The sequence below is a fragment of the Morganella morganii genome, assembly GCF_041099235.1.
Lineage (GTDB): Bacteria > Pseudomonadota > Gammaproteobacteria > Enterobacterales > Enterobacteriaceae > Morganella > Morganella morganii_E.
In genome coordinates, this window is record NZ_JBFZSO010000004.1 from 30929 (window position 1) to 55241 (window position 24313).

General features: G+C 46.6%; 25 protein-coding genes. 10 read left to right on the plus strand and 15 right to left on the minus strand.

The window, feature by feature from the left end; translation table 11 throughout:
• Positions 1–15: 15 nt before the first annotated feature.
• From AB7038_RS08600 to AB7038_RS08615, 4 genes are all read right to left on the minus strand, one after another.
• Entirely contained in the window at positions 16–576 is a 561-nt protein-coding gene (locus tag AB7038_RS08600) for an SMI1/KNR4 family protein (protein ID WP_369453130.1), read from the minus strand.
• Positions 573–2747, minus strand: a complete 2175-nt coding sequence (gene speC, locus AB7038_RS08605) for an ornithine decarboxylase (RefSeq protein WP_369453131.1) — start codon at positions 2745–2747, stop codon at positions 573–575. Before speC ends, AB7038_RS08600 begins: the two co-directional genes overlap by 4 nt.
• A gap of 113 nt (positions 2748–2860) precedes the next feature.
• A complete protein-coding gene (locus tag AB7038_RS08610) occupies positions 2861–3394 on the minus strand; it encodes a GNAT family N-acetyltransferase (protein ID WP_368888659.1) in 534 nt (177 codons plus the stop codon).
• A 91-nt stretch (positions 3395–3485) separates the two neighbouring features.
• Positions 3486–4274, minus strand: a complete 789-nt coding sequence (locus AB7038_RS08615; RefSeq protein WP_369453132.1) for an SDR family NAD(P)-dependent oxidoreductase — start codon at positions 4272–4274, stop codon at positions 3486–3488.
• 71 nt (positions 4275–4345) lie between these two features.
• Here AB7038_RS08615 and AB7038_RS08620 point away from each other — a divergent pair, with 71 nt between their 5' ends.
• A complete protein-coding gene (locus AB7038_RS08620; RefSeq protein WP_368888661.1) occupies positions 4346–4714 on the plus strand; it encodes a MerR family transcriptional regulator in 369 nt (122 codons plus the stop codon).
• A 6-nt stretch (positions 4715–4720) separates the two neighbouring features.
• Here the strand turns inward: AB7038_RS08620 and AB7038_RS08625 are convergent, their stop codons facing one another.
• On the minus strand, positions 4721–6280 hold the full coding sequence (locus AB7038_RS08625; RefSeq protein ID WP_175547159.1) for a methyl-accepting chemotaxis protein: 1560 nt from the start codon (positions 6278–6280) through the stop codon (positions 4721–4723).
• Positions 6281–6625: 345 nt separating this feature from the next.
• Between AB7038_RS08625 and AB7038_RS08630 the strand changes: the two genes are divergently transcribed.
• Complete coding sequence (locus tag AB7038_RS08630; RefSeq protein ID WP_368888662.1) at positions 6626–7540, plus strand: effector binding domain-containing protein; 915 nt, start codon at positions 6626–6628, stop codon at positions 7538–7540.
• Here AB7038_RS08630 and AB7038_RS08635 read toward each other — a convergent pair.
• Entirely contained in the window at positions 7535–7852 is a 318-nt protein-coding gene (locus AB7038_RS08635; RefSeq protein WP_369453133.1) for a thioredoxin family protein, read from the minus strand. The genes AB7038_RS08630 and AB7038_RS08635 overlap by 6 nt on opposite strands.
• A 1042-nt stretch (positions 7853–8894) precedes the next feature.
• Between AB7038_RS08635 and AB7038_RS08640 the strand changes: the two genes are divergently transcribed.
• From AB7038_RS08640 to sfmF, 6 genes are all read left to right on the plus strand, one after another.
• Positions 8895–9128, plus strand: coding sequence for a helix-turn-helix domain-containing protein (locus tag AB7038_RS08640; protein ID WP_369453134.1), 234 nt, complete (start codon positions 8895–8897; stop codon positions 9126–9128).
• A 147-nt stretch (positions 9129–9275) separates the two neighbouring features.
• Positions 9276–9821: a type 1 fimbrial major subunit FimA gene (fimA, locus tag AB7038_RS08645; protein ID WP_369453135.1), complete on the plus strand. Its 546-nt coding sequence runs from the start codon at positions 9276–9278 to the stop codon at positions 9819–9821.
• 175 nt (positions 9822–9996) lie between these two features.
• A complete protein-coding gene (locus AB7038_RS08650; protein WP_440590463.1) occupies positions 9997–10692 on the plus strand; it encodes a fimbria/pilus periplasmic chaperone in 696 nt (231 codons plus the stop codon).
• A gap of 43 nt (positions 10693–10735) precedes the next feature.
• Positions 10736–13324, plus strand: coding sequence for an outer membrane usher protein FimD (gene fimD / locus AB7038_RS08655; RefSeq protein WP_369453137.1), 2589 nt, complete (start codon positions 10736–10738; stop codon positions 13322–13324).
• A 7-nt stretch (positions 13325–13331) separates the two neighbouring features.
• Positions 13332–14336: a fimbrial protein gene (locus AB7038_RS08660; RefSeq protein WP_369453138.1), complete on the plus strand. Its 1005-nt coding sequence runs from the start codon at positions 13332–13334 to the stop codon at positions 14334–14336.
• A gap of 11 nt (positions 14337–14347) precedes the next feature.
• Entirely contained in the window at positions 14348–14881 is a 534-nt protein-coding gene (sfmF, locus tag AB7038_RS08665) for a fimbria assembly protein (RefSeq protein WP_369453139.1), read from the plus strand.
• 63 nt (positions 14882–14944) lie between these two features.
• On the opposite strand, the gene AB7038_RS08670 is transcribed toward sfmF, so the two are convergent.
• The 8 genes from AB7038_RS08670 to AB7038_RS08705 form a co-directional block, all read right to left on the minus strand.
• Positions 14945–15721, minus strand: coding sequence for an outer membrane protein (locus AB7038_RS08670; protein WP_072870832.1), 777 nt, complete (start codon positions 15719–15721; stop codon positions 14945–14947).
• A 24-nt stretch (positions 15722–15745) separates the two neighbouring features.
• A complete protein-coding gene (locus AB7038_RS08675; protein WP_368888666.1) occupies positions 15746–16303 on the minus strand; it encodes a fimbrial protein in 558 nt (185 codons plus the stop codon).
• Positions 16304–16323: 20 nt separating this feature from the next.
• Positions 16324–16911, minus strand: a complete 588-nt coding sequence (locus AB7038_RS08680) for a fimbrial protein (protein ID WP_368888667.1) — start codon at positions 16909–16911, stop codon at positions 16324–16326.
• Between the two features lie 439 nt (positions 16912–17350).
• Positions 17351–19924, minus strand: a complete 2574-nt coding sequence (locus AB7038_RS08685) for a fimbrial biogenesis usher protein (protein WP_369453140.1) — start codon at positions 19922–19924, stop codon at positions 17351–17353.
• 94 nt (positions 19925–20018) lie between these two features.
• Positions 20019–20699: a fimbria/pilus periplasmic chaperone gene (locus tag AB7038_RS08690; protein WP_368888669.1), complete on the minus strand. Its 681-nt coding sequence runs from the start codon at positions 20697–20699 to the stop codon at positions 20019–20021.
• A 52-nt stretch (positions 20700–20751) separates the two neighbouring features.
• Complete coding sequence (locus AB7038_RS08695; RefSeq protein WP_368888670.1) at positions 20752–21294, minus strand: fimbrial protein; 543 nt, start codon at positions 21292–21294, stop codon at positions 20752–20754.
• Between the two features lie 83 nt (positions 21295–21377).
• A complete protein-coding gene (gene fimA, locus AB7038_RS08700; RefSeq protein WP_369453141.1) occupies positions 21378–21938 on the minus strand; it encodes a type 1 fimbrial major subunit FimA in 561 nt (186 codons plus the stop codon).
• A 111-nt stretch (positions 21939–22049) separates the two neighbouring features.
• The gene (locus AB7038_RS08705; protein ID WP_368888672.1) at positions 22050–22367 is read right to left on the minus strand and encodes a helix-turn-helix domain-containing protein; all 318 of its coding nucleotides are present in this window, start codon (positions 22365–22367) and stop codon (positions 22050–22052) included.
• A 924-nt stretch (positions 22368–23291) separates the two neighbouring features.
• On the opposite strand from AB7038_RS08705, the gene AB7038_RS08710 reads away from it, so the two are divergent.
• Together AB7038_RS08710 and AB7038_RS08715 are read left to right on the plus strand one after the other, a co-directional pair.
• Positions 23292–23624 carry a DUF1971 domain-containing protein gene (locus AB7038_RS08710; RefSeq protein ID WP_024474017.1) on the plus strand — a complete coding sequence of 111 codons (333 nt, stop codon included), beginning with the start codon at positions 23292–23294 and terminating at the stop codon, positions 23622–23624.
• A 7-nt stretch (positions 23625–23631) separates the two neighbouring features.
• Positions 23632–23973, plus strand: a complete 342-nt coding sequence (locus AB7038_RS08715; RefSeq protein ID WP_004235890.1) for a DUF1869 domain-containing protein — start codon at positions 23632–23634, stop codon at positions 23971–23973.
• A gap of 54 nt (positions 23974–24027) precedes the next feature.
• Here the strand turns inward: AB7038_RS08715 and AB7038_RS08720 are convergent, their stop codons facing one another.
• Entirely contained in the window at positions 24028–24309 is a 282-nt protein-coding gene (locus tag AB7038_RS08720; RefSeq protein WP_004241818.1) for a GNAT family N-acetyltransferase, read from the minus strand.
• Positions 24310–24313: the final 4 nt, after the last annotated feature.

Below are 24313 nucleotides of genomic sequence, written 5' to 3' on the forward strand. Positions count from 1 at the left end.
CAGATTAAACAGCCATTACTGCGGTGTTTTCCGGCCCTGCTCCGCAATCCGCTCCATCATCTCCGTCTGGCGTTCTGCCAGACCACGGATTTGCTCCTCATAGCATGCGGTAAAGTCCGCTGGCAGCCGGGTGATTTCACCTTCCGCAACTTCAACCGGGGTGCCGGATTTATCCAGCCCCCAGATGATATTGCCGTCACCGACTACTTTCATCAGCGGCAGTACACCGGTGACGTCGTAATCCGCCAGCCGCTCACAGGCCGCCGTGACGGATGCCCACTCCGGCAAATCGGGGGTATCAAATCCGAGCAATACCACACCGCGCCAGAACGTCCATGCCGGTCCGACAGAATAGAGCTCCGCTTCCGGCCAGAATTCCTCCCGGGCCATCACACACAGACCGTTAGTGCGCTGACAAAATGCAGAGTAATACGCCGGTACCGGTACGCCGGTCAGTGCCTCTGCTGCTGCGATAGCCTGCGGTTCCGGTGCCGGGGCGGCAACCACCTGAAAATAGTCGCTGTTGAGATCTTCCAGAATTTCCCATATACGCTGATGAAACTGTTCTGCTGTCATTGTCCTTCTCCCTGCTGATGGCGGATAACACAGGCATACACACGCTGGTGTCCGCTGTCATCCTGTTCAATATACGCCCCCTGCAATTCCGGCGCGAAGCCCGGAAAGCGATCGGCGGTCTCTTCCAGCGCGAGGAAATAGCGCTGAACCGGGGCTTCCCAGACTTCCCCCGGCACCACACACAAGACACCCGGCGGATACGGCAGAGCCCCTTCCGCCGCGATACGTCCGGCTATCTCTGACACAGCAACCCGCTCTGTATTGCCGCGGACAAATTCAGTATGTGCCGCTTTCGGCGACATCCGCACCGCCGGGAAGCAGCGGCGGCGGAACATCTCTTTCTGGCGCTGTTTAACATTATGTTTCACAAACAGATCGTGCATTTCCTGACACAGCTGCCGCAGTGTGTATCCCGCATAACGCGCCGGATACGTGCGGCACAGTGACGGCAGAACGGTTTCCAGTGCCGCGTCGTTGTCCAGTAATTGCTCAAACCGGGCAATCTGCCGGATCAGCCGCTGCATTTTTTCCGGTGTTTCTGCCGGTGTCAGCAAAAACAGGATAGAGTTCAGGTCACATTTTTCCGCGACAATCTGATTTTCGCGCAGATAATACGCCAGGATCGTCGCCGGAACGCCGAAATCGTCATATTCCCCGCAGCTGACATCCACCCCGGGGGTGGTCAGCAATAATTTGCAGGGATCGACAAAATACTGATCGTCCGCATAACCCTCAAAACCGTGCCAGTGCTCGCCCGGCACAAAATTGAAAAAACGCCGGTCTGCGGCGATAACACCGGTTTCCGCCTCTTCCCACGGCCGGCCGTCCACAGTATCGGGGATAAAGGGACGGATATGCTGACAGGTGCGCAGCAGCAGTTTACGGGCTTCAATCCCTGTTCTGACACATTCCGCCCACAAACGCCGTCCGGCGGCGCCCTCATGGATTTTCGCATTCACATCCAGTGCGGCAAACAGCGGATAAAACGGGCTGGTGGAGGCATGCATCATAAAGGCATTATTCATCTGCCGGAAGGAAACATAGCGATCCTGCCCTTTGATATGTCTGTCTTTTTTATGGATCTGGGATGCCTGAGAAAACCCGGCCATTTGTTTGTGGACAGATTGCGTCACCAGTATTCCCGGGTCGTTTTCATTCAGTTCAAGCAGCATCGGCGAACACATCTGCATCACCGGGATAAACTGCTCATAACCGACCCACGCGGAATCAAACAGAATGTAATCACACAACGGGCCGATGCTGTCCACCACCTGACGGGCGTTGTACACCGTGCCGTCATACGTCCCCAGTTGGATCACGGCCAGCCGGAACGGGCGTTTATTGCCCGCTTTTTCCGGTGCGGCTTCTGCCGCCAGCGCCCGCAGATAATCCTCATCAAAACAATGTGCATCGATGCCGCCGATAAAACCAAACGGGTTACGCGCCGCTTCCAGATAAACCGGCGTGGCACCTGCCTGGATCAGTGCGCCATGGTGGTTGGATTTGTGATTATTGCGATCGAATAACACCAGGTCACCCGGTGTCAGCAGAGCATTCAGTACCACTTTGTTGGATGAGGATGTGCCGTTGAGCACAAACCAGGTTTTGTCCGCATGAAAGACTTTCGCGGCATGCTGTTGCGCGGCCAGCGCAGCCCCTTCGTGGATCAGGAGATCCCCCAGCGCGGTATCTGCATTGCAGAGATCGGCACGGAACAGCGCATCCCCGAAGTAATCCGTAAACTGCTGTCCGGCGGGATGGCGGCGGAAAAATTCCCCGCCCTGATGGCCGGGACAGGCAAAAGAGATATTCTGCTGTGCGGTATAGTGTTTCATCCGCCCGAAAAACGGCGGCAGCAGGCTCTCTTCATAGGATTGTGCCGCACGCAGAAGTGTGTCACAGACGGTATGGCGGTCATCGCGGCAGAGATCGATAACCCCGCTGATACCATCCGGCACCGTCTCTGTTTCACCGTCACTGAGCACCATAAAAACCGGCTGGCCGAAGCCCTGTTGCCGGATCCGCGCCAGCTGGCCGTTGCCGGTATCTGCCGGTGCCACCAGACACACGGACACCGCCGTGAAATCACACTCACTGAGAGAAACCGTTTCAAACGGGAGATCCGGCATGCCGCTGAGCAGCACACTTACCGCACATTTTTTCTTGTTCATGACAACCCTGCAAAGTCATCCCCGCAGACAACAGGTGTCAGCAGAGTACGGTACGGAAACCGGCAGGCAGACCGCCGGAAAAGCGGTCATCATAACATGCGGTGAGCCGGGCGCTACAACAGATTTTCCGGCATAATGTGATGGATAAGAGAGTGTTTAACTTGCTGATATTCTTCCGGATTAATAACCTGCGGATAACTCAGGATCACCAGCTCATGCGGCGGAAATTCCGGGCGGTAAGCCGGGTGATGATGAACATAGTCATTAACGGCAAAACCACAGTGCTGATAAAAACGCAGACGGCGCTGCGCCACCTCATCCGTCAGCGGATCAATTTCCAGCACAACCCGCTGTTTCTCCTGACAAAAAAGCGACAACGCCTGCTGCCCGATCCCACTGCCGCGCATCTGCGGCGCAATAGCAATGTGCTCAATATAAAACAGGGAACCAATCTGCCAGCAGCCGGTAAATCCGGCAAAGCGGTCATTATCCCTTATCTGATACAGATAATAGCCGGGCTGTGAAAACAGTTTCTCCCGTCCTGCCCGCGTGCGCTGTTCATGCAGCGGGAAAGCGGATTCATACAGCGGACGAATATCATCAAGTACCGGGTCAGCCGGTGAGATAACCGGAAGTAATTGCAGCATAAAAAAGGTATCCAACCTGAAAAATGAGAATTACCTCACATTATCAGTAACGCCGGGTGACAGCAATCATCCCGGCTGCACCCGCAGAATCTTATGAAGTGACTTTCTGATTTGACCGGCTGTTTTCCGCATGCGGGAACCGGGTATCCGCCAGCTGAAAGCGGAAATCATCGCGGTCAATCATGCCGGTAATACTGTCCGCGTCATACAGTTCAAGCGCAAATGCGGCCATTTCGTCACTGGTGTGATAACGCCCGAAAGCCCGGTCATAATCATAAGAATCGGTATTATTTGCCACCTGACCAAATTCTGTCTGTGTGGCAGCCGGTGCCAGTACTTTTGCCCGCAGTTTTGCCCCGCTGCGGATAAGCTCACGCGCCAGCCCTTCTGTATACGCACTGACAAAAAACTTCGTGGCGCAGTAAGTCACTGCAGAGGGAACAATCGTATATCCGCCCGCCGAACTGATATTGATCAGCTGCGCACCTTCCGTATGCTGATAATCCTGCACATACAGCGCCGACAACACCATCAGGGCATTCACATTGAGGGCCAGCATCTTCTCAGCTTCCGCCACCGGCTGCTCTGCCACCGTGCCGTAATAGCCGAAACCGGCATTATTAATCCACGCAATAATATTCAGTGAAGACAACGAGTGATACAGCACCGCCGCATTGCCGGGCACAGACAAATCACACACACGGATTTCTGCGGTAATGTCCGGGTTCTGCTGCATCAGCTCCGCCTTCAGTGCCAGTAATGCATCCTCACGCCGCGCCACCAGCACCACGTTGTTACCCCAGCGTGCAAAAGCCGCCGCAATTGCCCGCCCGATACCGGCGCTGGCACCGGTGATCACCACATAATTCTGATTGTTCATACAAACCTCCTTTGACATTAGTCTGCGGAGCGTAAAAGATAGAGTTCACTCGAGGTCAAGAGGTTTCTTGTATGCATTATTCTATCAGTGAGTTTTCTGCCTTAACCGGTTTCAGTATCCATACCCTGCGGTTTTATGAAAAAGAAGGCATTCTGATCCCGCAGCGCCGGGCAAATAATCACCGCAGTTATTCCGCCCGTGATGCGGAGTGGGTGACGTTTATCACACGACTGAAAGAAACCGGCATGCCACTGAAATCCATCAAACATTATGCGGATTTACGGGCTCAGGGAGAGGAGACGGCACAGGAGCGTATGGATTTGCTGCTGGCACACAGCGGGGCATTACAACAACAGATAGCGGTGCTGAATGATCATTTTCAGCACCTGGAACGAAAGATAGATTACTACCGTGATTTACTGACCACGGCAGCAATCTGAGCCGCGTCAGTCCGCAGCGCTGAGGCGGAATTTCTGTACGGAATTTTGCAGCGCCTGAGTCTGTAATTCCAGCCCGGCGGCGGTTTCAGAAACATTGCTGACCAGCGAGGCATTCTGCTGGGTAACGGTATCCATCTGGGTGATCGCGGTGCCGACCTGTAAGATCCCTTTGGTCTGCTCCTCTGACGCAATGGCAATCTCTTTCATGATCGCCGTCACTTCACCGGAGGCACGGACAATCTCCTCCATGGTTTCCCCGCCTCCGGCGACCAGTTTAATACCCTGATCAACACGGGACACTGCATTGGCTATCAGCCGTTCAATTTCTTTGGCAGCATCCGCGCTGTTGCTGGCCAGTGTCCGCACCTCACCGGCCACCACCATAAAGCCGCGTCCGTGGACACCGGCCCGTGCTGCTTCAATCGAGGCATTCAGCGCCAGAATGTTAGTCTGGAATGCAATACTGTTGATCACATTGGTGATTTCAGCAATTTTCCGTGAACTCTCGGAAATTTCGTCCATTGTGCGGATAACAGAGGCGATCATCTCATGGCCCTGATGCGCCGTTGAGGACGTCACTTCTGCCAGTTCGCTGGCATGATGCGCGTGATCCGCATTCAGTTTCACTGTCGCCGTGATCTCTTCCATACTCGCCGCCGTCTCTTCCAGCGCCGCTGCCTGCTGTTCGGTACGCGAGGAGAGATCCGTATTGCCGCGCGCAATCTCAGATGCACTGTCACGCAGGGTATCACTGCCTTCGCGGATAGAACTCACCGCGTCCCGCAGGCTGTCCTGCATCTCACTGAGCAGCGGGAATAATTTACCGACACAGTTACGCCCTGCCGCGTCATTTTCCACCGGCTGGCTGAGGTCACCCCCGGCGATACGGCGGAAATGCTGACGGACATTGTTCAGCGGGCGCTGCATCATCTTCACCAGATAGCGATCAGCAAAAATCAGGATCAGCAGGCCAAACAGTGTACCGCTGATAATCACAATCCGTGTGGTGGTCATCAGGCCGTCCACCAGGGTACGGGTCTGTTCGATCCGCGCCTCTGCCACCTGCGTGAACTCAACACTGACAGTCCCGAATTCTTTGCTCAGCTGCGGTGTGACATCATGGGACTGCTTACGGTAACCCGCCTGATCCCCCTGCTCCGCCAGCTGCATCTGAATTTTAACGCCCTCATCATAGAGTGCCTGCCAGCGGGCAATCACCTTTTCTGACATCTGTACATCCATCGGCCCCGGGGAAATCCGTTTCATCTCAGCCAGGTGCAGTCCCATATTCTCCATCGCTTCCGCAGACGGTTTTAAATCCGGCGCTTCCCCTTCCGCTTTTTTTTGCATTTCGCGGTTCAGCCGGGAAATAAACCGGAAATACTGATCATTTCCCTGATTCAGTACTGTCAGCTGCCGGACTAACTGACGATCGGTCGCATTGCCGTCAGACACTCTCGACAGTGACCAGTCACTGTAAAAACTGACACATCCGAGTGTCAGACACAAAATACCGAGTATCGACAGCATGACGAACCGGATGGATAAGTTTCGAAGTAACTGCATACAGTTTCCTTTAAGGGGCGACAAAATGATCTGGCAGGGCCATACGGATACTGTTATCGGCAGAAAATCCAAAAGTTATAATTTTTTGTTATTTTTTAAAATTTTGTTGTTTTTCAGGTTAATAGCTGCACGTTTTCCGACGGATCAAGATATTTTTCTGTCTGTATGTCTCAAATTCACACAAAAACAGACAATTCCTGATAAAAAAATACAAACTACTGCACACTACATACAGATATTTACACTCCTTGCGGATATAAAAGGTAAATTCATTTAATATTAGAAGGTTAACTTTTGTATCGCACGATAACTGAGCGATAACACTCTCTGTTGGTAATAAAAAGAATGAACATAGACGGGCTTCGCGGAAGTATTATTCAGAGTCTGGTGTTGTGGATTGAGCAAAATCTGGAATCTGATTTATCACTGGATATCATTGCCGCACGGGCGGGTTATTCCAAATGGCATCTACAGCGCTTATTTAAAGAGCACACCGGTGTCGTGATCGGAAAATATATCCGTGCCCGGCGCTTATCCTGTGCAGCGAAAGCATTGCGGATCACCCGCAGCAGTATTCTCGATATTTCCGTGAAATACCGCTTCGATTCACAGCAGACATTCTGCCGCGCCTTTAAATCCCAGTTTAATACCACCCCTTCCGCCTACCGCAAGAAAGCAGGCTGGGACAGCAACGGCTTTTGTTTTCCGTTACAGGCGGAAAACCTGATTCCGTTTCAGTCTGAACTGACCGAATTACCGGAAATGTCGTTAGCAGGCTCTCATCATTATCACCGGAAACATCTGTCGGACTGGCAAACTGAAAACCGGAAATTCCGGCGTGAATTCTGGGAAAAGTTTTTTAAGGAAGTGGATATTATTCCGGCGGATTTGTATGCCATACATGCCCCTTATGAATCAACCGCAGATGACATCAGTTATGCCTATACCACGGCAGTTATTCCGTCCGTATTATCAGAGGACAGTATCCGCCGCGCGTCACTTTCCCCGGTGACCTTACCGGGCGGGCATTATCTCAGAATTACTATTGATCCGGCCATGCTGAAAAATCTGCCCGGTGATTACAACAATATTATTCATGCCGCCTATTCCGGCACCCTGGCAGAAATGAACCTGCTGCGCAGACGGGGACCGGATATTGAGCACTATAAACTGCTGCCGGCAGAGCGGCATGACGAGTTTATTGCCAACGGCTTACAGTATGTGGAAGAGATTAATTACTACATCCCGGTCATGCTATAACAACGCATTATGTACGGCTTGTGTGAAAACAGAAGCCGGCTGCGGCCCGGAAATACGGGCAAATTCCTGTCCGTCTTTAAAGATCAGAGTAACCGGCAATCCCCATACTGCATATTTGGCCGCCAGCACCGGTGCCTGCATCACATTCACTTTTCCGGCCCGGACGGCGGCCGGAAATTGTGTTACCGCTTCATCAAACTGATGTTCACTCCGGCGGCACGGCTCACACCAGGGGGCATGAAAGCGGATCACCGAGATCCCGTCACCGTGCTCAATACCGGCAAAATTGCTTTCTGTGTAGTCCGTTATCATACTGTTTTCCCCTCCTTAAAAGTGAAAATGGCGGCATTTTGCTGCCCTGCCTTTACAAGGTAACGGACAAAAAGCCCGGCCAGTCCGTGAAATCCCCACTGACAACCGGTATTTTCATCCCATTTTTACATATCAATATATTGATTAATATGACATTTTTCAACAAAGGAAAATTTTGTGTCTTTTTTATCAGGTAAAATACTATTCAACCTGAATTTACCTATAAAATGTGTTAAATTGCATTTACGCCTTAAACCTGTGAACTGCCTTATTATGGTAACAGTTTGTAATATATCAGGTACTTTGCGTTCAATCACAAATAACCGCATGTAATGTAATGGTTTTTTTTACACTTACACAATGAAATACCTGTTTTTATTATGTGTGTTTTATGTTTAAAAATACATATCAATTCATGGTTTTAACCATTATTACCTATTTTTAGTACAAACAGTGTATTTGTGTTAAAACAAAAAACATGATGTTAGTATTTTAACCTGACTATTTTTAATAGGTGGGTTTTTTAGTTTATATAAATATTAAATGACAGCATTTAGTTACAAAACGAAAAACTTGATTAAATACTTATTTAAATTTTTAATTATTTAATATCAATAAGTTAAAAAATTAGTCACTCAAAATAGGCACTAACAGAAAAAACAACAAACTAACTGATTCTTACAAAAGAAACCGGAATAATACAATAATCACATTTACTTATTTATCAGCAAACTACATACTTAGTGAAAAAATAAAGACATCTTTTTTTCAATACCACAAAAATTGTTAACACCCAAAAAAGACTATCACGATCAAAAAATAATAATTGATAGAAAAAATCTATCAATCATCAGACTTTGTTCGTTATAACTAACTTTACTTAGAATCTGCAAGCGCTAATACTTAATTACGAAATGCAATCACGTCTTTCCGGCCACACCTTATTATGGCGGAATTCATGCCTGTATTATCTGATTAATTATGAAGGATAGCTTACATATTATTCCCATAATAAACTGGTAATTTTTGAGTACGACTCATCATGAATATAAATAAAATTGTTGGAGAACAAATCAGAGTACACAGGAAAGAACAGGGATTATCCGGTTCAGAATTAGGTGACAAATTAAAATTAAGTCAGCAACAGATATCCCGCTATGAACGCGGGGAATGTAACATTCCGCTTGATATGCTGCTGACCATTTCACTTGTGCTGGAAGTACCTTTTGTAAAGCTGTTTGGTGTTCTGAATAATAGCCGGGAATTGATGTATTAAGTTTATTACACTTTCCCGTCTTTCCTTTCTTACACAAATAAAATTCTGATTGTATCTGAAGATTAATTTCTTCAGATGTAGTGGTTTACTATCTTAAAAGAATAGTAAAATTTGAAGATGTCGTCTATTTTTTAGGAATTCAGCATTATGAAATTAAATATTATTAGTGCATCTGTTGTATCCGCTTTATTATTCTCCGCTGCTGCGTCCGCAGATCCGGTTATCGTAAACGGCGGTACTGTACATTTTACCGGGGAACTGGTTAACGCAGCATGTGCCGTCAGCACTGAAACCAGCAACCAGACGGTGGATTTAGGTCAGTATCGTACTGCCAAATTAGCTGTGTCAGGCGATATGTCTAACCCGGTTCCGTTCAAAATTAAACTGGTTGACTGTGACCCGGCTGTGGCAACGACTGCTGCTGTTGCCTTCTCCGGCCCGGCCATGAGCGGTGACGCAACATTACTGGCGGTCAGCTCCGGAACGAACGCCCCGGCAGCACAGAACGTTGGTATTCAGATCAGCGATACTGCAGCTAAAGTATTATCACCAAGCGGTGCTGATTTCTCCGCAACCAAAACTCTGGTTAAAGGTTCTAACGTATTAGACTTTACTGCCCGTTACGTTGCCAAAGGCGCAACAACTCCGGGTCAGGCAAATGCTGATGCAACTTTCGTTGTTAAATACGAATAATAAATTACTGTCCGTAATTAATTAAATAAATAAAAACTCTCTCTGCACAGAATTATATTTCATTAATTCTGATGATGGATTGTATCTGCAACAGGGAGCAGAGAGCGTTTTATCTGTCTGAATATCCTGCTCCGTGCGTTATTTCTGACAGAGAATACCAAGAGGTGCTTTTGTGATTTCTGATTATTTTAAAAATAGTGCATTAATATTGTTTTTCACACTGATATCCGGATTTTCCTATTCAGCGTCAAATCAGAATTCAGGAATTGCACTGGGTGCAACACGGGTTATTTACCCTCAGGATGCAAAACAAACTTCACTTTCTGTTATTAATCACAGCCCGAAAGAACGCTTTTTAATCAATTCATGGGTTGATAACGAAAATGGCAAAGATAAAAACTTTGTTATCACTCCCCCGTTATTTGTGATGGAGCCTGCCAGCGAAAATATTCTGCGGATTGTCAATCTGGCAGAAAATCTTCCGAAGGACCGGGAGTCTGTATTCTGGCTGAACGTAAAAGCGATCCCGTCCGTGGATAAAGAATCCCTGGAGGGAAAAAACGTTCTCCAGCTCGCTATTTTGTCGCGGATTAAATTATTTGTCAGACCGGTGAATTTACCGATCCAGACCGAAGAAGCGGCGGACAAAATAACCATCACGCAGAAAAGCGGCACAATTACCCTTGATAACCCGACGCCTTATTACATCACGTTCGTCAATATCATTTTAGACGGGCGTCCCCTTGAAAACATCATGGTTGCGCCATTCAGTGCCCGGCAGATAACCGGTAAAAACGGCCGGAAAATGACCTACCAGACCATTAATGATTACGGCGGTTTACGTAAACAGCGGGAAGTGAATCTGAATTAAAACATTCATTATTTTATTGTTGTCATGCAGGGAACAGGCTGAAATGAGTAACATCAAAAAAGTTTTCACACATACACCCGTCTATTTTGCTGTGATGGCGGCTGTTACGTGTTTTCTGCCTGCGGGAACAACCCGTGCAGCGCCGTCCTTTAATGCTGCGTTTTTAACCGATGACCTGTCTGATGCCGATATTTCTGATCTGTCCCGCTTTGAATCGGGTGGTTATCAGCCACCCGGTAATTATCTGGTTGAACTGTACGTCAATAATGATTTTGAATCCTCCTCAGAAATTCCCTTTACCGAACTGAAAAATGCAGAGGGCGGATCGTATTTATTTCCCTGCCTCAGTGCTGAGACCATTACCGGCTTCGGCGTGAATATCGCCCGTCCGGAAGAATTAACGGCGCAGGATAAGCAGTGCTTTCCGTTTACCGGTAAAATTCCCGGCTCAGAATATCAGTTTGATTTTCAGAAACAGCGGCTGATGCTCAGTTTCCCTCAGGCCAGTCTTTCCGGACAGGCGCGCGGCTATATTCCGTCTGACAGATGGGAATCCGGTATTCCCGCGCTGTTTGTGAACTATTTCGCTTCCGGGAATAACAACTCAGATAATACCGGCAGCTATTACGTAAACCTGAATTCAGGGATTAACCTCGGTGCATGGCAATTCCGTCAGTCCGGCGCCTGGAGTTATAACAAAGGTAAAAATACCGCCGGCAGCCAGTGGCGCACACTGATGAACTACGTTCAGCGGCCGGTTATTGCACTGAAAAGTCAGTTGATCATCGGTGACGGCAACTCAGACAGCAGCGTGTTTGACTCCGCCGGGTTCCGGGGGATACGGCTGTTTTCTGTCGATAATATGCATCCTGACAGTCAGCAGGGGTATGCCCCGACCGTGCGCGGTATCGCCAAAACCGATGCCAAAGTGGTTGTCCGCCAGAACGGTTATGTGATTTATCAGATCTACGTCCCGCCGGGGCCGTTTGTCATCAACGATTTAAACCCGGCCACCACCAGTGGTGACTTACAGATAACGGTTGAAGAAAATGACGGCACGCAGCAGCAATACGTCGTTCCCTATTCGACACTGCCGGTACTTCAGCGTGAAGGCCGCGTGAAGTATGACGTTCTGGCCGGACAATTCCGCAGCGGGAACCGAAATCAGGACAAACCATCATTTGTTCAGGCGACGCTGCTCACCGGCCTGACACGGGATATTTCCGTCTATGCCGGGACTCAGCTCGCGGACAAATATAAATCGGTACTGGCCGGTGTCGGCCAGAATATCGGCCGTTTCGGGGCATTCTCATTTGATGTCACCCATGCAAACAGTGAACTGGCGGACGGATCAACCCACAGCGGACAGTCATTCCGTTTCCTGTATGCGAAATCCCTGAACGCAACCGGCACCACGTTCCAGTTATTAGGTTACCGCTATTCCACCAAAGGCTTTTATACCTTAAACGATGTCGCCTATAAGCAGATGTCCGGCTATGAATTTGCGCCGGACGGTGAAGACGGGGAGAACAGCAAACCGATTATTATTAATTATCACAACCTGTTTTATAACAAAAAAGGGCGCTTCCAGGTCAATATCTCACAATCATTTGACCAGTACGGCTCGCTCTATATATCCGGTAACCAGCAATCTTACTGGAACCGCAGCGGTAAGGATGAATGGTATCAGGCCGGCTATTCCAATAGCCGGAATGGTATAAATTATTCTGTCTCACTGAGCACCACCAAAGCGCTGGAAATCAAAGAGCGCGATAACATGCTGTCGGTGAATGTGTCCGTACCGTTCTCATCATTCTCATCACGCAACGCGCACAGTAATAATGCGTTTAATAACGCCTATGCCACCTTCTCCGTCACCACGAACTCCGGTGGCCGGGATGCTTACCGTACCGGTGTTAACGGCACCTTGCTGGAAAACAGAAACCTGAGTTATTCCGTTTCACAAGGGCATGTTACCCGGCAGGGATATAACGGTTCGGCCGGCCTGGATTATCAGGGAACTTACGGCGATTTCGGGATCAGTTATAACTACGATCCTGATCAGAACCAACTGAACTACCGGGCATCGGGTGCGGTGCTGCTGCATGAAAACGGATTGACATTCGGCCAGTCAATCAATGACACCACCGTGCTGGTCAAAGCGCCGGGGGCTGCCGGTGTGGCAGTGGAAAACTACACCGGGGTAAAAACGGACTGGCGCGGTTACGCCATCATCCCGTATGCCTCCGCATACCGGAACAACCGCATTGCCCTGAATCCGGATTCGTTTAATGACAATACGGAAATTAAAAATAACGTACAGAACGTGGTGCCGATCAGCGGCGCTGTTGCCCGTGCCACATTTGATACCAGTATCGGGATCCGGGCGCTGCTCTCGCTGACCCACAACGGCAAACCGATCCGCTTCGGCAGTATGGTGCAGGAAACCGGCTCTCAGATCAGCAGTATTGCCGATGATGACGGACGAGTGTATTTAACCGGCCTGCCGCTGACCGGGAAATTACTGGTGCAGTGGGGGAATCAGCCGGGTGACCAGTGCACCGCGGATTATGATTTTACCCGTCAGGAAATCAAAGGGCCGTTACTCCGGACCACGCTTGAATGTAAATAGAGAGTTAATGATGAAAAAGAGATATGCAATTCCGTTATTAATCGCATTTTTACCTCTTCCGGCGCTGGCAGTGGTATGCCGTAATGCCGCGGGCGGAACCAGTGAAGTCTTTTATAACCTGACAAACAGTTTCACCTCTTCCAATAACCAGGTCGGTCAGATAAAAGTCTTAAACAAAGAATTCAGCGAGCGGGTCATGGCGGTTTGTCCGGCAGTCTCCGGCAGCAACAGTACCACCATGCGCAGCTATATCGCCAATATCCCCGTGGTGGAAACCGAAGGCCGGTACAAATATCTGAGGCTCAATGAATACCTTATTGGTGCGATGAGTATTACCGATTCCTATGCCGGCACATTCTACCCGCCGCAGGAATATGTTCAGATGGGAATGCACCCGAACGTGGCCACGGGAGCATCGTTTGAAGTGCTGGATCGTAACTTTATTTTCCGCCTGAAAGTGACGCGGCGTTTTGTTGACCAGGTTGTTATCCCTAAGAAAACATTATTCACGGTGTATGTGACCACCGGACGTACCGATCCCCTGAGTATCCCGGTTTATACCATCAGCTACAGCGGCATTATTAATGTGCCGCAGCAGTGCAAAGTCGGGGTTAATGATATTGTGGTGATTAACTTCGGTAAAATAGGCTCGCAGTTATTCAGCCAGGCCGGTGCCGGTAATAAACCGGCATCAGTGAACAGGAAACTCGAGAATATTGCGATCCAGTGTACCAACGTGGAATCAAAAGCGTACCTTACGCTGCGTATCGAAGCCGAAAAAACAAATGGCAACATGATTGTCTCGGATAACCCGGATGTCGGCTTTGTCGTGGGTGACAGAGATGGTCATCCGTTAACACCCAATAATATCGGCAGCCTGATTCCGTTCCAGCTCGACGGCGCAGGTTCTGCCCGGACGGCAATTACCGCCTGGCCTGTCAGTGTGACCGGCAATAAACCGAAAGAAGGTGTTTTCCAATCCCGCGGTTATTTACGCGTTGACTACGAATAACAGGCACGGCAATGAAGAAACACATTAAACAGGCTCTGCTCCCCCTGCTGTGCGGCGGTCTGCTGATCCATTCAGCCGCCGCCTATGAACTCGGCCGGGTAAATATTGAGTTGTCCGGTGAAATTGTCGCTTACAGTTGCGGGGTTGAAGTCTCACAGGCAAATAAAAACGTGAAACTGGGACGCTGGCCGCTGAAAAACTTCCGCTCTGCCGGTGATAAAACACAATCCATGCCGTTCAGTTTTCAGTTACAGAACTGTCCGCCCTCTTCTGCCGTCACCTTTGTATTCAGCGGTAAGAAAGATAAACAGGACAGCTCACTGCTGGCGATAAATGAGGGAGCCAGTGCGGCGGGCTCTGTGGCGGTAGAGATCCTCGACAGTCAGAAAAACCGGCTGCCGATGGAAACCAAAAGTCCGAAAATTGCCATGGATATTAACGGCAACGGCCAGGCGCAGTTTTACGCTAACTATATCGCCACCGGTAATCGTCCGACCCCCGGCATCGCTGACGCGGATGCCACCTTTATGATTACCTACGACTAATCACGTTATATTTCAGCCGGGTATTTCCGTCTCTGCAAAATAACAGCAGAGACGGAGAACAGATTAAAAATGATATCGGATCCCGGCATACAGTAAATGTAATTTCACATCCGTATTAGTATAACCTGTTGCGGTATTAATCCCGTTGCGGGCAACAATTCTGTTTTCTGCCGATCCGGCATCGGTATAGGTATAACCGGTATCCAGCGAAATATTCTCATTAATATTCCACGAAATACCGGCACCCGCAGACCATGCCAGATTAGTCACATTTTTTGATGCCCCGGCACTGAGAGCCTGCCCGGCCACATTGGTATCCCAGGAAACATCATTACGGATAAATGCCGCACCCGCACCCGCCATCAGATAAGCACTGATATCATTATTGACCGGAATGTCATAATAGACATTCACCATCAGCGTATCGGCTTTTGTTTTCATATACAGCGAAGACTCTGACGGCAGCGGAAAGGTATTATTTTTCTGATTATGCCAGTAACCGGAAACAGACGGTGAAAAAGACATCGTATCATCCTGCTTTCCGTAGTGCTGATAGGCAAGTTCAACACGTACAGGCTGATAAGTATCACCGGTAAACTGATATCCCACCGCGATCCCCGGTGAAAAAACAGTGTCCGTTATATTTTTCAGATTTTCTTTCTCAATATTATATGACAACGCCCCTGCTGTCATACCGGATCCCTGTAACGAATTATCCGTTGTTTTTAATAACCCGGCACCGGCTTTAGCCGACATATAAAAACCCGGTTGTGATGCGGAAAATGCATGTGCGGAAGCCAGCGCCAGCAGGCAACCGGTCAGTAATTTATTCTTTATCATTATGTTGTTCCTGAATAATTAATATTAAAGATATTCCAGCGTAAAGGTTGCCTGAGAATTAGCGGTTCCTGCCCCGACAGAATTAGCGGTGGCGACATATTGCGCATAAAATTCCAGGGTAACATTCGTGGCATCCGGTCTCAGCGGATATACAATAGTTTCTGTATTAGGCCTTACAACACTCTTATTCCTGTCGAGAACAGAAATTCCGAGATTTGTGGCCGTACTGCCGGCATCCAGTTTAAATAATGTATTGTTTACAGGATCCACCGTACCTGAGAATTTCACTTTTACGCCCGAGGCCAAAGGGCCGCAATCAATCAGGTTAATGACAAACCGCTTCGGCGGCACACCTCTCGGCGTTTCTTTAAATTGCTTTACCGCCCATGTTCCCAGGTCAACGGTCTGGTTCATTGTCCCCGGCGTAATTGTACAGGCATTAGAAACCAGGTTGGCTTTCATAATTAAGTTAATACTGCCGATATCCGAAACAGCTGCCGGGCTGAATACTGCCGCCAGCATAAAAGCCAGAATGCCTTTTATATTCCCTGTTCCGGAAAAATTACTGTTAGTACTTTTCATTATCGGTATCCTCCGGAAAATTACGGGAAATCAATCCGCAAATAAGCCTGTGATGTAACCGGGCCTTCATCAGGTCTGACGCCTGTCACACTGGCCGGATAAACACGGATCCGTGCATTAGCCCGCGTGTTTCCGTCGAGATAAAAAGGAATAAAACTCGACAGGCTGTTGGGGGTCAGTTCTTTATCACTGCTGTCAGTGACAATAAACCCGACATCACTGTTATTAGAGATCACAATATTTCCGGCGACGTTATTAGCCTGTAAACGCATTCTTAAGTTTGTTCCCGCCGCGATATTGTCGCAGGTCACTGATAAGGTGCTTTCCTTCGGATTTACACCCCGGGCTCTTCCGCCTGCTGTTTTAAATGCGCCGGTTGAAACATTACCGAAATCGACGGTCACTGTTTGCCCTGCATTAATGGAACATGTCTGCGGAACCGTAATATTCAGAGATAAATACACATTTTGTACCGCCTGTGCGGAAGCACAGTTATCCGGCTGACAAAAACCAAACTGACCAATCAGAATATTTTTTGAATACGTGCCACTGACAATTTGTCTGTCTATACGAAGCCGGCTCTGCCAGTCACGGGGAGTTACTGACATGGCATCTCCAGGCTGATGAACTATGGGGACACAACCGGGACCATAAACCCTGGCATTAAACGGCACATAAATTGTTCCGGTATTACCGATACAAGGACTATCCCTGGATAATGCCACCGAAATATAATCATCCACCTTTTTAAATTGCCAGTTGGTAGTATAAAACGGCGGAGTCGGAATCGGGTCACCATTAAATTTAGCCCACTGCATAAGATATCCGTTATGCGATGCCGTCATTTTTAAGGCCGGTATTGTAATAGTATTACTGTCCATCTGGACACCCGGCGTATTTTCACTTGACGCCAGATTTTTATCTATCGTCAGATAGACGTTATTACATCCTGAAGTACAGGTTACCGCATAGCTGTTTGCACAAACCAGAAGTAAACCTGATAATATAATATTACGCATAATTAAAACTCACTTTACCTGATTCGTGTTATAAACAGCGGGCACTGATATTACTGATCGGGGTATTATTTCCGGCCGTTAAATGATATTCAGCCGTACATTGTGAATCAGCACCATTTCCCCAGACAATATTCAGTTTTCCTTTTTCCGGCAGACCTGACATAAATGCGACACCATCGTCACCGACAATATTGGCTTTACCGGTATGCTCATCGGTAACAATTGCCCCGAACGGCACCACTTTTCCGTTTTTCTGTAACAGTGTCACCATGGCTTTCAGGCCGATACGGGATTTAAAATTCGCTTTAACAATCGCACCCTGTACCGGAACCACATAATCCACGGCATTATCCAGTTCGGCATTATCCGGTAATGAGGTAACATCCAGTGCAACCCGGTTATTCCGGTAAGCGGTCGCATTCGGAATAACGGCATAGCCGCGCCAGTCGGTGAAAACACCGGTTGCATTTTCAACAGAGGTATCTTTAACTCCCGGCGCTTCAACCAATATATTGGTCTGGCCGAGCGGCTGACTTAATGTAATACCATTCTGATGCGCCAGAACACCGCCGCGGACCGTATAAGTCACCTGCTGCCAGTTCCTGCCGTAGTTATAACCGGCACCGGCCTCACCGTATCCTCCCTGATAATTAACCGATGCACTGCCGGATGCGCTTTCACCTTTATTGGCATATCCCTGCTGAACGTTATAATTAAGGTTATTATCCTCAAGTAATGTCCCGGATATCCCGAGCTGCTGAGAGACTTTATTCTTGTCATCCCTTGTCAGGGTATACGTGGAATAAATATTGTTCCGGGATCCGGTAATATCCGCAGCATCCCCGCCGCCAAACCAGCGGCTCAGCGGTACCGAAATATTAAAGGCAATCCGCTTATCTTTATCTGCTAATCCGACCGATTTATTTTGTGACCAGTTTACGCCATAGGTGATATCTTCCCAGTTGCCGTTAAAACCCAGCTGAAATGACTGATCACTTTCACTGGTTCCCCAGTAGGTCTGATGACTACCGGTAATATATACAGAGCCGTAACCATCAAACTGCTGACTGATATTGATCTGATACTGCCCCTTTTTGGTATAATAGAGGTTATGATAATCAATGATTTCAGCGTCTTTATACTCAGGCCCGTCCTGGGTTTTGATATTATAGCCGCTCATCTGTTTATAACTGGTTTCGCTTAATGTGTAATACCCTTTGGTGGAATAACGGTATCCCATCAGCTGAAAGTTTGTTCCCAGTTCGTTCAGTGATTTGGCATATAAAAACCGGACAGATTGCCCCTGTTTATGCTCACCATTAGGTAAGCGGCTGTTGGCCTGTGTAATATCCGCTGAGATAGCACCCCATACACCGAGGTTTTTCCCGGCACCGGCAGAAAACGCACGATAATTATCGGATAACTGTGTTCCGCCATATACCGTCACACCTTCTGAAAAGCCGTGGCTGATAGTTCCCTGCCAGAAATCCGGGCTATTTTGCATGGATGAACCGGAACGGTATTCCCCTGCGGTTACTTCATATTTTGTCCGGCCTTCACGCTGTAACATCGGTACCGCAGAATACGGAACCGTAAACTGCGTGATCGTGCCGTTATTTTCTTTTACCGTGACATCTAAATTACCGCTGCTGGACGTTGCATACAGATCTTTAATTTCAAATGCACCGGGGGAAACATAAGACTGATAAATAACATAACCGTTCTGACGGATAGTCACCTGAGCATTGCTGTTGGCAACGCCTCTGACAGTCGGTGCAAAGCCGCGCATACTGTCCGGCAGCATATTATCATCAGAGGCCAGTTTTACCCCTCTGAACCCCACGCTGTCGAAAATATCATTTTCTGTAAAACTGTCACCGATGGTCAGCTGACTTTTCAGCGGAATAATCGCTTTCTGCACATAGGTGCGGATATTATTCCACTGGCTGTTATCTGTGCGCCGGTCAGATGTGTAATTCCAGGTACTGGTATTTCTCAGCTGCCACGCTCCGAGATTAATACCGCTGTCCAGGTTTAAAAAATAGTTATTATATCGTTCATCATTTTTGGTGTTTTTACTGTGGCTGCCGGTAAAACCATAGTTCAGTAACAGAGCGTTGATTCCCTCCTGCCATTCTGACGGCGGAATATAGCCTCTGATATTATTGATAAATGATGCCTGCGGAATATCCACACGCAGCTTCTGTTCTTCAAAATCAAAACGGGCCTGTGATTTATCGTAAGTTGAGCGAAAATCCACGCAGCTGTCATTCAGTAATACCGCATTACTGGTATCAATATTGTATTTTTTAAACCAATCCATGGTTAAACAGGGCATTAAACCGGTATCATCTGTACCTTGTTTTATTTCACCCTCTTTGTCGTTACTGACAAATAAAATATCCTGTGTTGCCACATACTCCCCGTTGAGAAAAACCTCAACCCGATATTCGCCCGCAGCCTGCCCCAGTCCCTTATCAAACCGGCTTAAATCAGCAACTTCATTACCATTATCTGATAAAAACGCAGGGTTAAAAAATTCATCTGCATAGCCGCTCTTAATAATGACTATGTTGCCGGTTATTATTGCACATGAAAGCATTAACATTATCTTGTTAAATTTAAAGCATGGCAATCCTTTCAGCAGAGTTAATTTCTGCATAAAATGCGCTCCGTATAAAATAAGATAACAGTAGTTAATATGAATTAATGTTAATTACCGGTGTATTGGCACCATAGTCATTAATTGTCTGATATGAGATTCTGCCGGCAGCCGGTTGTGCTGTGTTAATTATTTTTTCAGCGAATGGCGCAACCATAAAACTCTCAACTTTCTGATTGGCAATCGTCATATTAACAACGGTCAGGTAATACGGTGACGGGTTAGTCACATTTATTCCGCCGCTGACTCTGTTGAACTTCAGCATCTTATAAGCGTCCCCCGCTTTTACCGGTAAGCCTGCCGGGCGGACAAACATTTTGATCCTGGCCAGAACGGCAATTTGCAGGACGTTTTTATCTGCGACCTGTTCACGCTCAACGGACGGAATCGCTTTACTGTTCAGCCAGAATAAACTCTCTCTGTCTTTGGGTAACTCAGCACCTGTATTAATGATTTTTATCGTATTCTCACTCTTTGGTTTACTGACAAACAAAGGGGGAGTCACTGTAAATACTTTTGTTTTTTTATCAGAAGCATCATCTATCCAGGACTGAATCAGGAAACGATTTTTTTCATCTGTATTCGTTACCGCCAGAGATACCTGCTTTGCCTCCATCGGGTAAATAATACGGGTTGCACCCAGTGCAATTCCGCCTGCCGATGCCACTGCCGGAAAAAGGAATACGATGATAAAAGAAAATAATATTTTTCTCATATTAAATACTGACCTGTACATTATTTAAATCCCCGCAGAGAATATTTAATTATTATTTATATGTTAAATGGAACCATACTGATGCATTGGCTTTTCCGCCGGTTACCTGCATATCCGTCGCTCTGTATCTGGCATTAAAGTGCAATACATTTTCACCTTCGTGGAAATTTATCCATTTTGAGGGTATGTTGTCAGGAATAATAATATCGCCATCACTATCCAGAATGGCTATTCCCACGCCTTTGGCCGTTTCATCACTATCTTCAAGTTTAATTATTTGCGGATCTTTTTCATTAATATAGCCAAAGACAGAAAGCCCTACTTTATTGCTTACCGCCGTACTGCAATTGGTTATTACCAGTTTAAACGGGATATTACCTGAATAACTTCCGGTTCCCTTAAACTGATTTGTTCTGAATTCCCCCATATCAATAACATCATTTTCGCTGTTTGTTGAAAGGGTACATCCGGCCTCCACCAGCCCGCCTCTTAAATGCACCATACCCCCGTCAATAATGGTATGCGTTTTATTTCCGGCATAAGCACCGGCAGAAATACCGTACAACAAAAATACCGTGCTGATTAATTTATGCATTCTTTTACTCCAATCGGCAAACAGTGGCCCGGTCACCCGGGCCACTAATAACGCGCTAACGGGTTCGGCAATAAAAGGCGACTTTATTGATACTGCATTGTAAAAGTGGCATCCGCGTCCGCGCCACCCGGAGTTACCGTGGCTTGAGTTGAAATATAATTTGCGGAGAAGTTCAGAACGTTCACGCCATCCACTAAGTTCTGTGCGGTTGAAAAAACAGAACCATCCGGTTTCACCACTTTCCCCAGGTGATCAGCAATCTGAATACCGACACCTTTCGCCGCACCGGCTGAACCGCCGCTGATATTACTGGTCTGCAATGCAGTCGGGTCATCTGCGGACGATAATCCGGAGAATGAAACAGATGCTTTGGTGGATACACTGGTATCACAGTCTTCTAATTTAATAGAAAACGGTACATCACCGGATTTTTTCCCTTTGGCAGTAAAGAATGCAGTGCGGTACTGCCCCATATTGACTGTCTGATCAGTAGAGTCAGCACTGACAGCACACGCAGCATTCACAATTCGTCCGGTAAAGTGAACAGTACCACCGGTAACGGTTGTTGCTGCCATACTTAACTGACTTGCGGATAATACAGCGAGAGCAACCACAGACATAACTAAACGTTGTTTATTCAACATACGCTTTAATCCTCATTGTTAATTTTATTTGATGTTAAAATATTATTATTTGCAACTGACAGGTGAGTTGTTCCTGTAAAAAATCCATTTACTCCATGTTTTCTGATATTATTAGTTCCCCTCCTCTATTCTTAATTTCTGATATTGACTCATATTTAAATCAGAATAAAACAGCCCCAATTCTTTAAAGATTCTGACAACCTCTTCTGACGTCATTCCTAATGAGGAAAAAAACCGAAAAAGGATAACGATATTGAAGTTAGTTAATCCATTCTCATAACGTGATATTTGCTGCTGACTGATATTCAGCATTCCGGATAATTCCTGACCACTTATACCCAGTTCTTTTCTTCTCAGACGTAACAAGGCTCCCAAATACTTATTGGCGTCATATTCGACAAAAAATCGCACAGTATCTAGTGATTGCATAAATATACCTTATGCTTTTACAGAATATAAACTTTATAAATACTCATTGTAGTAAATGCAGTGATGCTCTTAATTTATTTACTTGCGACTAATAATACTGAGGTTCAAACACGTTAATCCAATCGTTATTTACGCCTTTAATGTTCACTAATGATAGATTTTATCTATTGATTTGTATTAATCCAATTACTGATAATTATACAAAATCAATAAAATTAAAATTACTTCATATAAATCAATAAATTAATAAAATACAACTGTCATTGAAATGAAACATTTAGTTACATGTGTTAATTCCGTAAAATTTATCTATGTCAGATTTTATATCTAAAAAATAAGTGCTTAATAATGAATTAATCCGATTTCGTCCTCACATGATTGAAATTAGACAAATAAAACCACATCAGATTGAATACTCAACATAAAATATTATTTACACTGATTCATAAATCCTTTTTATTCATAATATGTGATTACACACTTAATTGTTGTTATTTTATTCAGGAAGGTTTAAATATTGAGTAGATACATCTGTTTTCTGTAAATAAAAAACCATTTTAATTAAGAATAAATTTTCATTAAGAAATCATTTCTTCCGTTTTAATGTTATTCATTGCGTTAAGTTAATTAAATAATACGTCTTATATTATTTCGAGGCTAATAATAATTATGCTATGTAAAAGATTCTGCTCACGTATTCCTCAGCACTTCCATTCCGACAGTACCACAATTAATAAGCAAACTATCAAATAACCATGAAAATAAAAAGGTTATCATCCTGCATTGTATGCTTTCCGGGCTTATCTGCTGTCAGCGGGTAAATCGTGCGGTTTCCTCTGAAGTTGCATCTAAAATACTTTTTAAATTTTGAAAAGTATTTTAAGATTGAGTCCTAATCATGTGTTTAACTTCAGGAGAACACAGATGGAACGCATCATTATTCCGACTAACTATATTCATGTCAGGAGCACGCCGCTCTGGACCAAAGAAACAGCACCGAAATCTATCTGGCAAAGACATCTGGATAAAGGCACCCGTCAGGGCGTTTATCCTAAACTGTCTGTTATGCAGGGCACGATTGTTTATTATTCCTATGCAGATGAAACCAGCCCTGAACCAACTGACACCCTGGTGATCGAAGCCGGGCAGTTTGGTGTCTTTCCGCCGGAAACCTGGCACCGGATAGAAGCAGTTACTGACGATACTGTGTTTAATGTCGATTTTTATGTCGCCCCAGAGATCCTGACCGAGGAGTAACACAATCATGAACGACGAAAACAAAGGCTTTTTATTAGAGCTGATAAATGAAAGTAACGGCCTGAAAGCGGAGAAACTCTTTCTGAATCCGAAAAAGTTATATATCCCTGAGATTGCAGCAGAAGAAATCGCGTTGCTGGTCAGTGAATTAGACGGCAAAGAAAAGATTAATGATGCGGCACTGATGGTCACCATGACCAATAAAAATAATGGTGTTTCAGTGGATAAAGACGTGGATTCCGCTGCTGAATTAGCCGATGCTGAAAACGCGGCGCAAATCGTCAAGGATCTGATTAATATTATCCGCGGCTACGATATGGATGAAGAAACCAATATCTGCGGATGGTAATTGTTCTGTCTGTACCGTGAGGGGAAAACCCCGTTTCCCCTCCGGCATTGTGCATTATCCGGCGTGACGGATATCGTCATACTCACGGGTTTTATCAAACACGCTTTTGGCAAACGGACAGAGCGGAATAATTTTCCGCTGTTCACGACGCATTTTCTCAACCACCGCCGCAACCAGCTTATTACCGACTTTCTGCCCGCGCAGGCTGTCATCCACCATAGTATGGTCAATAATCGCCAGATTATCCCCGGTATACACAAAGGTGATTTCCGCTATCCGGCTTTTGCCGTCCTCAGACAGAATATAAAAACTGGTTTCATCTTCACGAATATCCATCACT

Excerpts from the sequence above, each read along its gene's own strand:
- AB7038_RS08600 (WP_369453130.1), bottom strand. The coding sequence starts at position 576 with ATGACAGCAGAACAGTTTCATCAGCGTATATGGGAAATTCTGGAAGAT.
- speC (WP_369453131.1), bottom strand. The coding sequence starts at position 2,747 with ATGAACAAGAAAAAATGTGCGGTAAGTGTGCTGCTCAGCGGCATGCCG.
- AB7038_RS08610 (WP_368888659.1), bottom strand. The coding sequence starts at position 3,394 with ATGCTGCAATTACTTCCGGTTATCTCACCGGCTGACCCGGTACTTGAT.
- AB7038_RS08615 (WP_369453132.1), bottom strand. The coding sequence starts at position 4,274 with ATGAACAATCAGAATTATGTGGTGATCACCGGTGCCAGCGCCGGTATC.
- AB7038_RS08620 (WP_368888661.1), top strand. The coding sequence starts at position 4,346 with ATGCATTATTCTATCAGTGAGTTTTCTGCCTTAACCGGTTTCAGTATC.
- AB7038_RS08625 (WP_175547159.1), bottom strand. The coding sequence starts at position 6,280 with ATGCAGTTACTTCGAAACTTATCCATCCGGTTCGTCATGCTGTCGATA.
- AB7038_RS08630 (WP_368888662.1), top strand. The coding sequence starts at position 6,626 with ATGAACATAGACGGGCTTCGCGGAAGTATTATTCAGAGTCTGGTGTTG.
- AB7038_RS08635 (WP_369453133.1), bottom strand. The coding sequence starts at position 7,852 with ATGATAACGGACTACACAGAAAGCAATTTTGCCGGTATTGAGCACGGT.
- AB7038_RS08640 (WP_369453134.1), top strand. The coding sequence starts at position 8,895 with ATGAATATAAATAAAATTGTTGGAGAACAAATCAGAGTACACAGGAAA.
- fimA (WP_369453135.1), top strand. The coding sequence starts at position 9,276 with ATGAAATTAAATATTATTAGTGCATCTGTTGTATCCGCTTTATTATTC.
- fimD (WP_369453137.1), top strand. The coding sequence starts at position 10,736 with ATGAGTAACATCAAAAAAGTTTTCACACATACACCCGTCTATTTTGCT.
- AB7038_RS08660 (WP_369453138.1), top strand. The coding sequence starts at position 13,332 with ATGATGAAAAAGAGATATGCAATTCCGTTATTAATCGCATTTTTACCT.
- sfmF (WP_369453139.1), top strand. The coding sequence starts at position 14,348 with ATGAAGAAACACATTAAACAGGCTCTGCTCCCCCTGCTGTGCGGCGGT.
- AB7038_RS08670 (WP_072870832.1), bottom strand. The coding sequence starts at position 15,721 with ATGATAAAGAATAAATTACTGACCGGTTGCCTGCTGGCGCTGGCTTCC.
- AB7038_RS08675 (WP_368888666.1), bottom strand. The coding sequence starts at position 16,303 with ATGAAAAGTACTAACAGTAATTTTTCCGGAACAGGGAATATAAAAGGC.
- AB7038_RS08680 (WP_368888667.1), bottom strand. The coding sequence starts at position 16,911 with ATGTCAGTAACTCCCCGTGACTGGCAGAGCCGGCTTCGTATAGACAGA.
- AB7038_RS08685 (WP_369453140.1), bottom strand. The coding sequence starts at position 19,924 with ATGCTTTCATGTGCAATAATAACCGGCAACATAGTCATTATTAAGAGC.
- AB7038_RS08690 (WP_368888669.1), bottom strand. The coding sequence starts at position 20,699 with ATGAGAAAAATATTATTTTCTTTTATCATCGTATTCCTTTTTCCGGCA.
- AB7038_RS08695 (WP_368888670.1), bottom strand. The coding sequence starts at position 21,294 with ATGCATAAATTAATCAGCACGGTATTTTTGTTGTACGGTATTTCTGCC.
- fimA (WP_369453141.1), bottom strand. The coding sequence starts at position 21,938 with ATGTTGAATAAACAACGTTTAGTTATGTCTGTGGTTGCTCTCGCTGTA.
- AB7038_RS08705 (WP_368888672.1), bottom strand. The coding sequence starts at position 22,367 with ATGCAATCACTAGATACTGTGCGATTTTTTGTCGAATATGACGCCAAT.
- AB7038_RS08710 (WP_024474017.1), top strand. The coding sequence starts at position 23,292 with ATGGAACGCATCATTATTCCGACTAACTATATTCATGTCAGGAGCACG.
- AB7038_RS08715 (WP_004235890.1), top strand. The coding sequence starts at position 23,632 with ATGAACGACGAAAACAAAGGCTTTTTATTAGAGCTGATAAATGAAAGT.
- AB7038_RS08720 (WP_004241818.1), bottom strand. The coding sequence starts at position 24,309 with ATGGATATTCGTGAAGATGAAACCAGTTTTTATATTCTGTCTGAGGAC.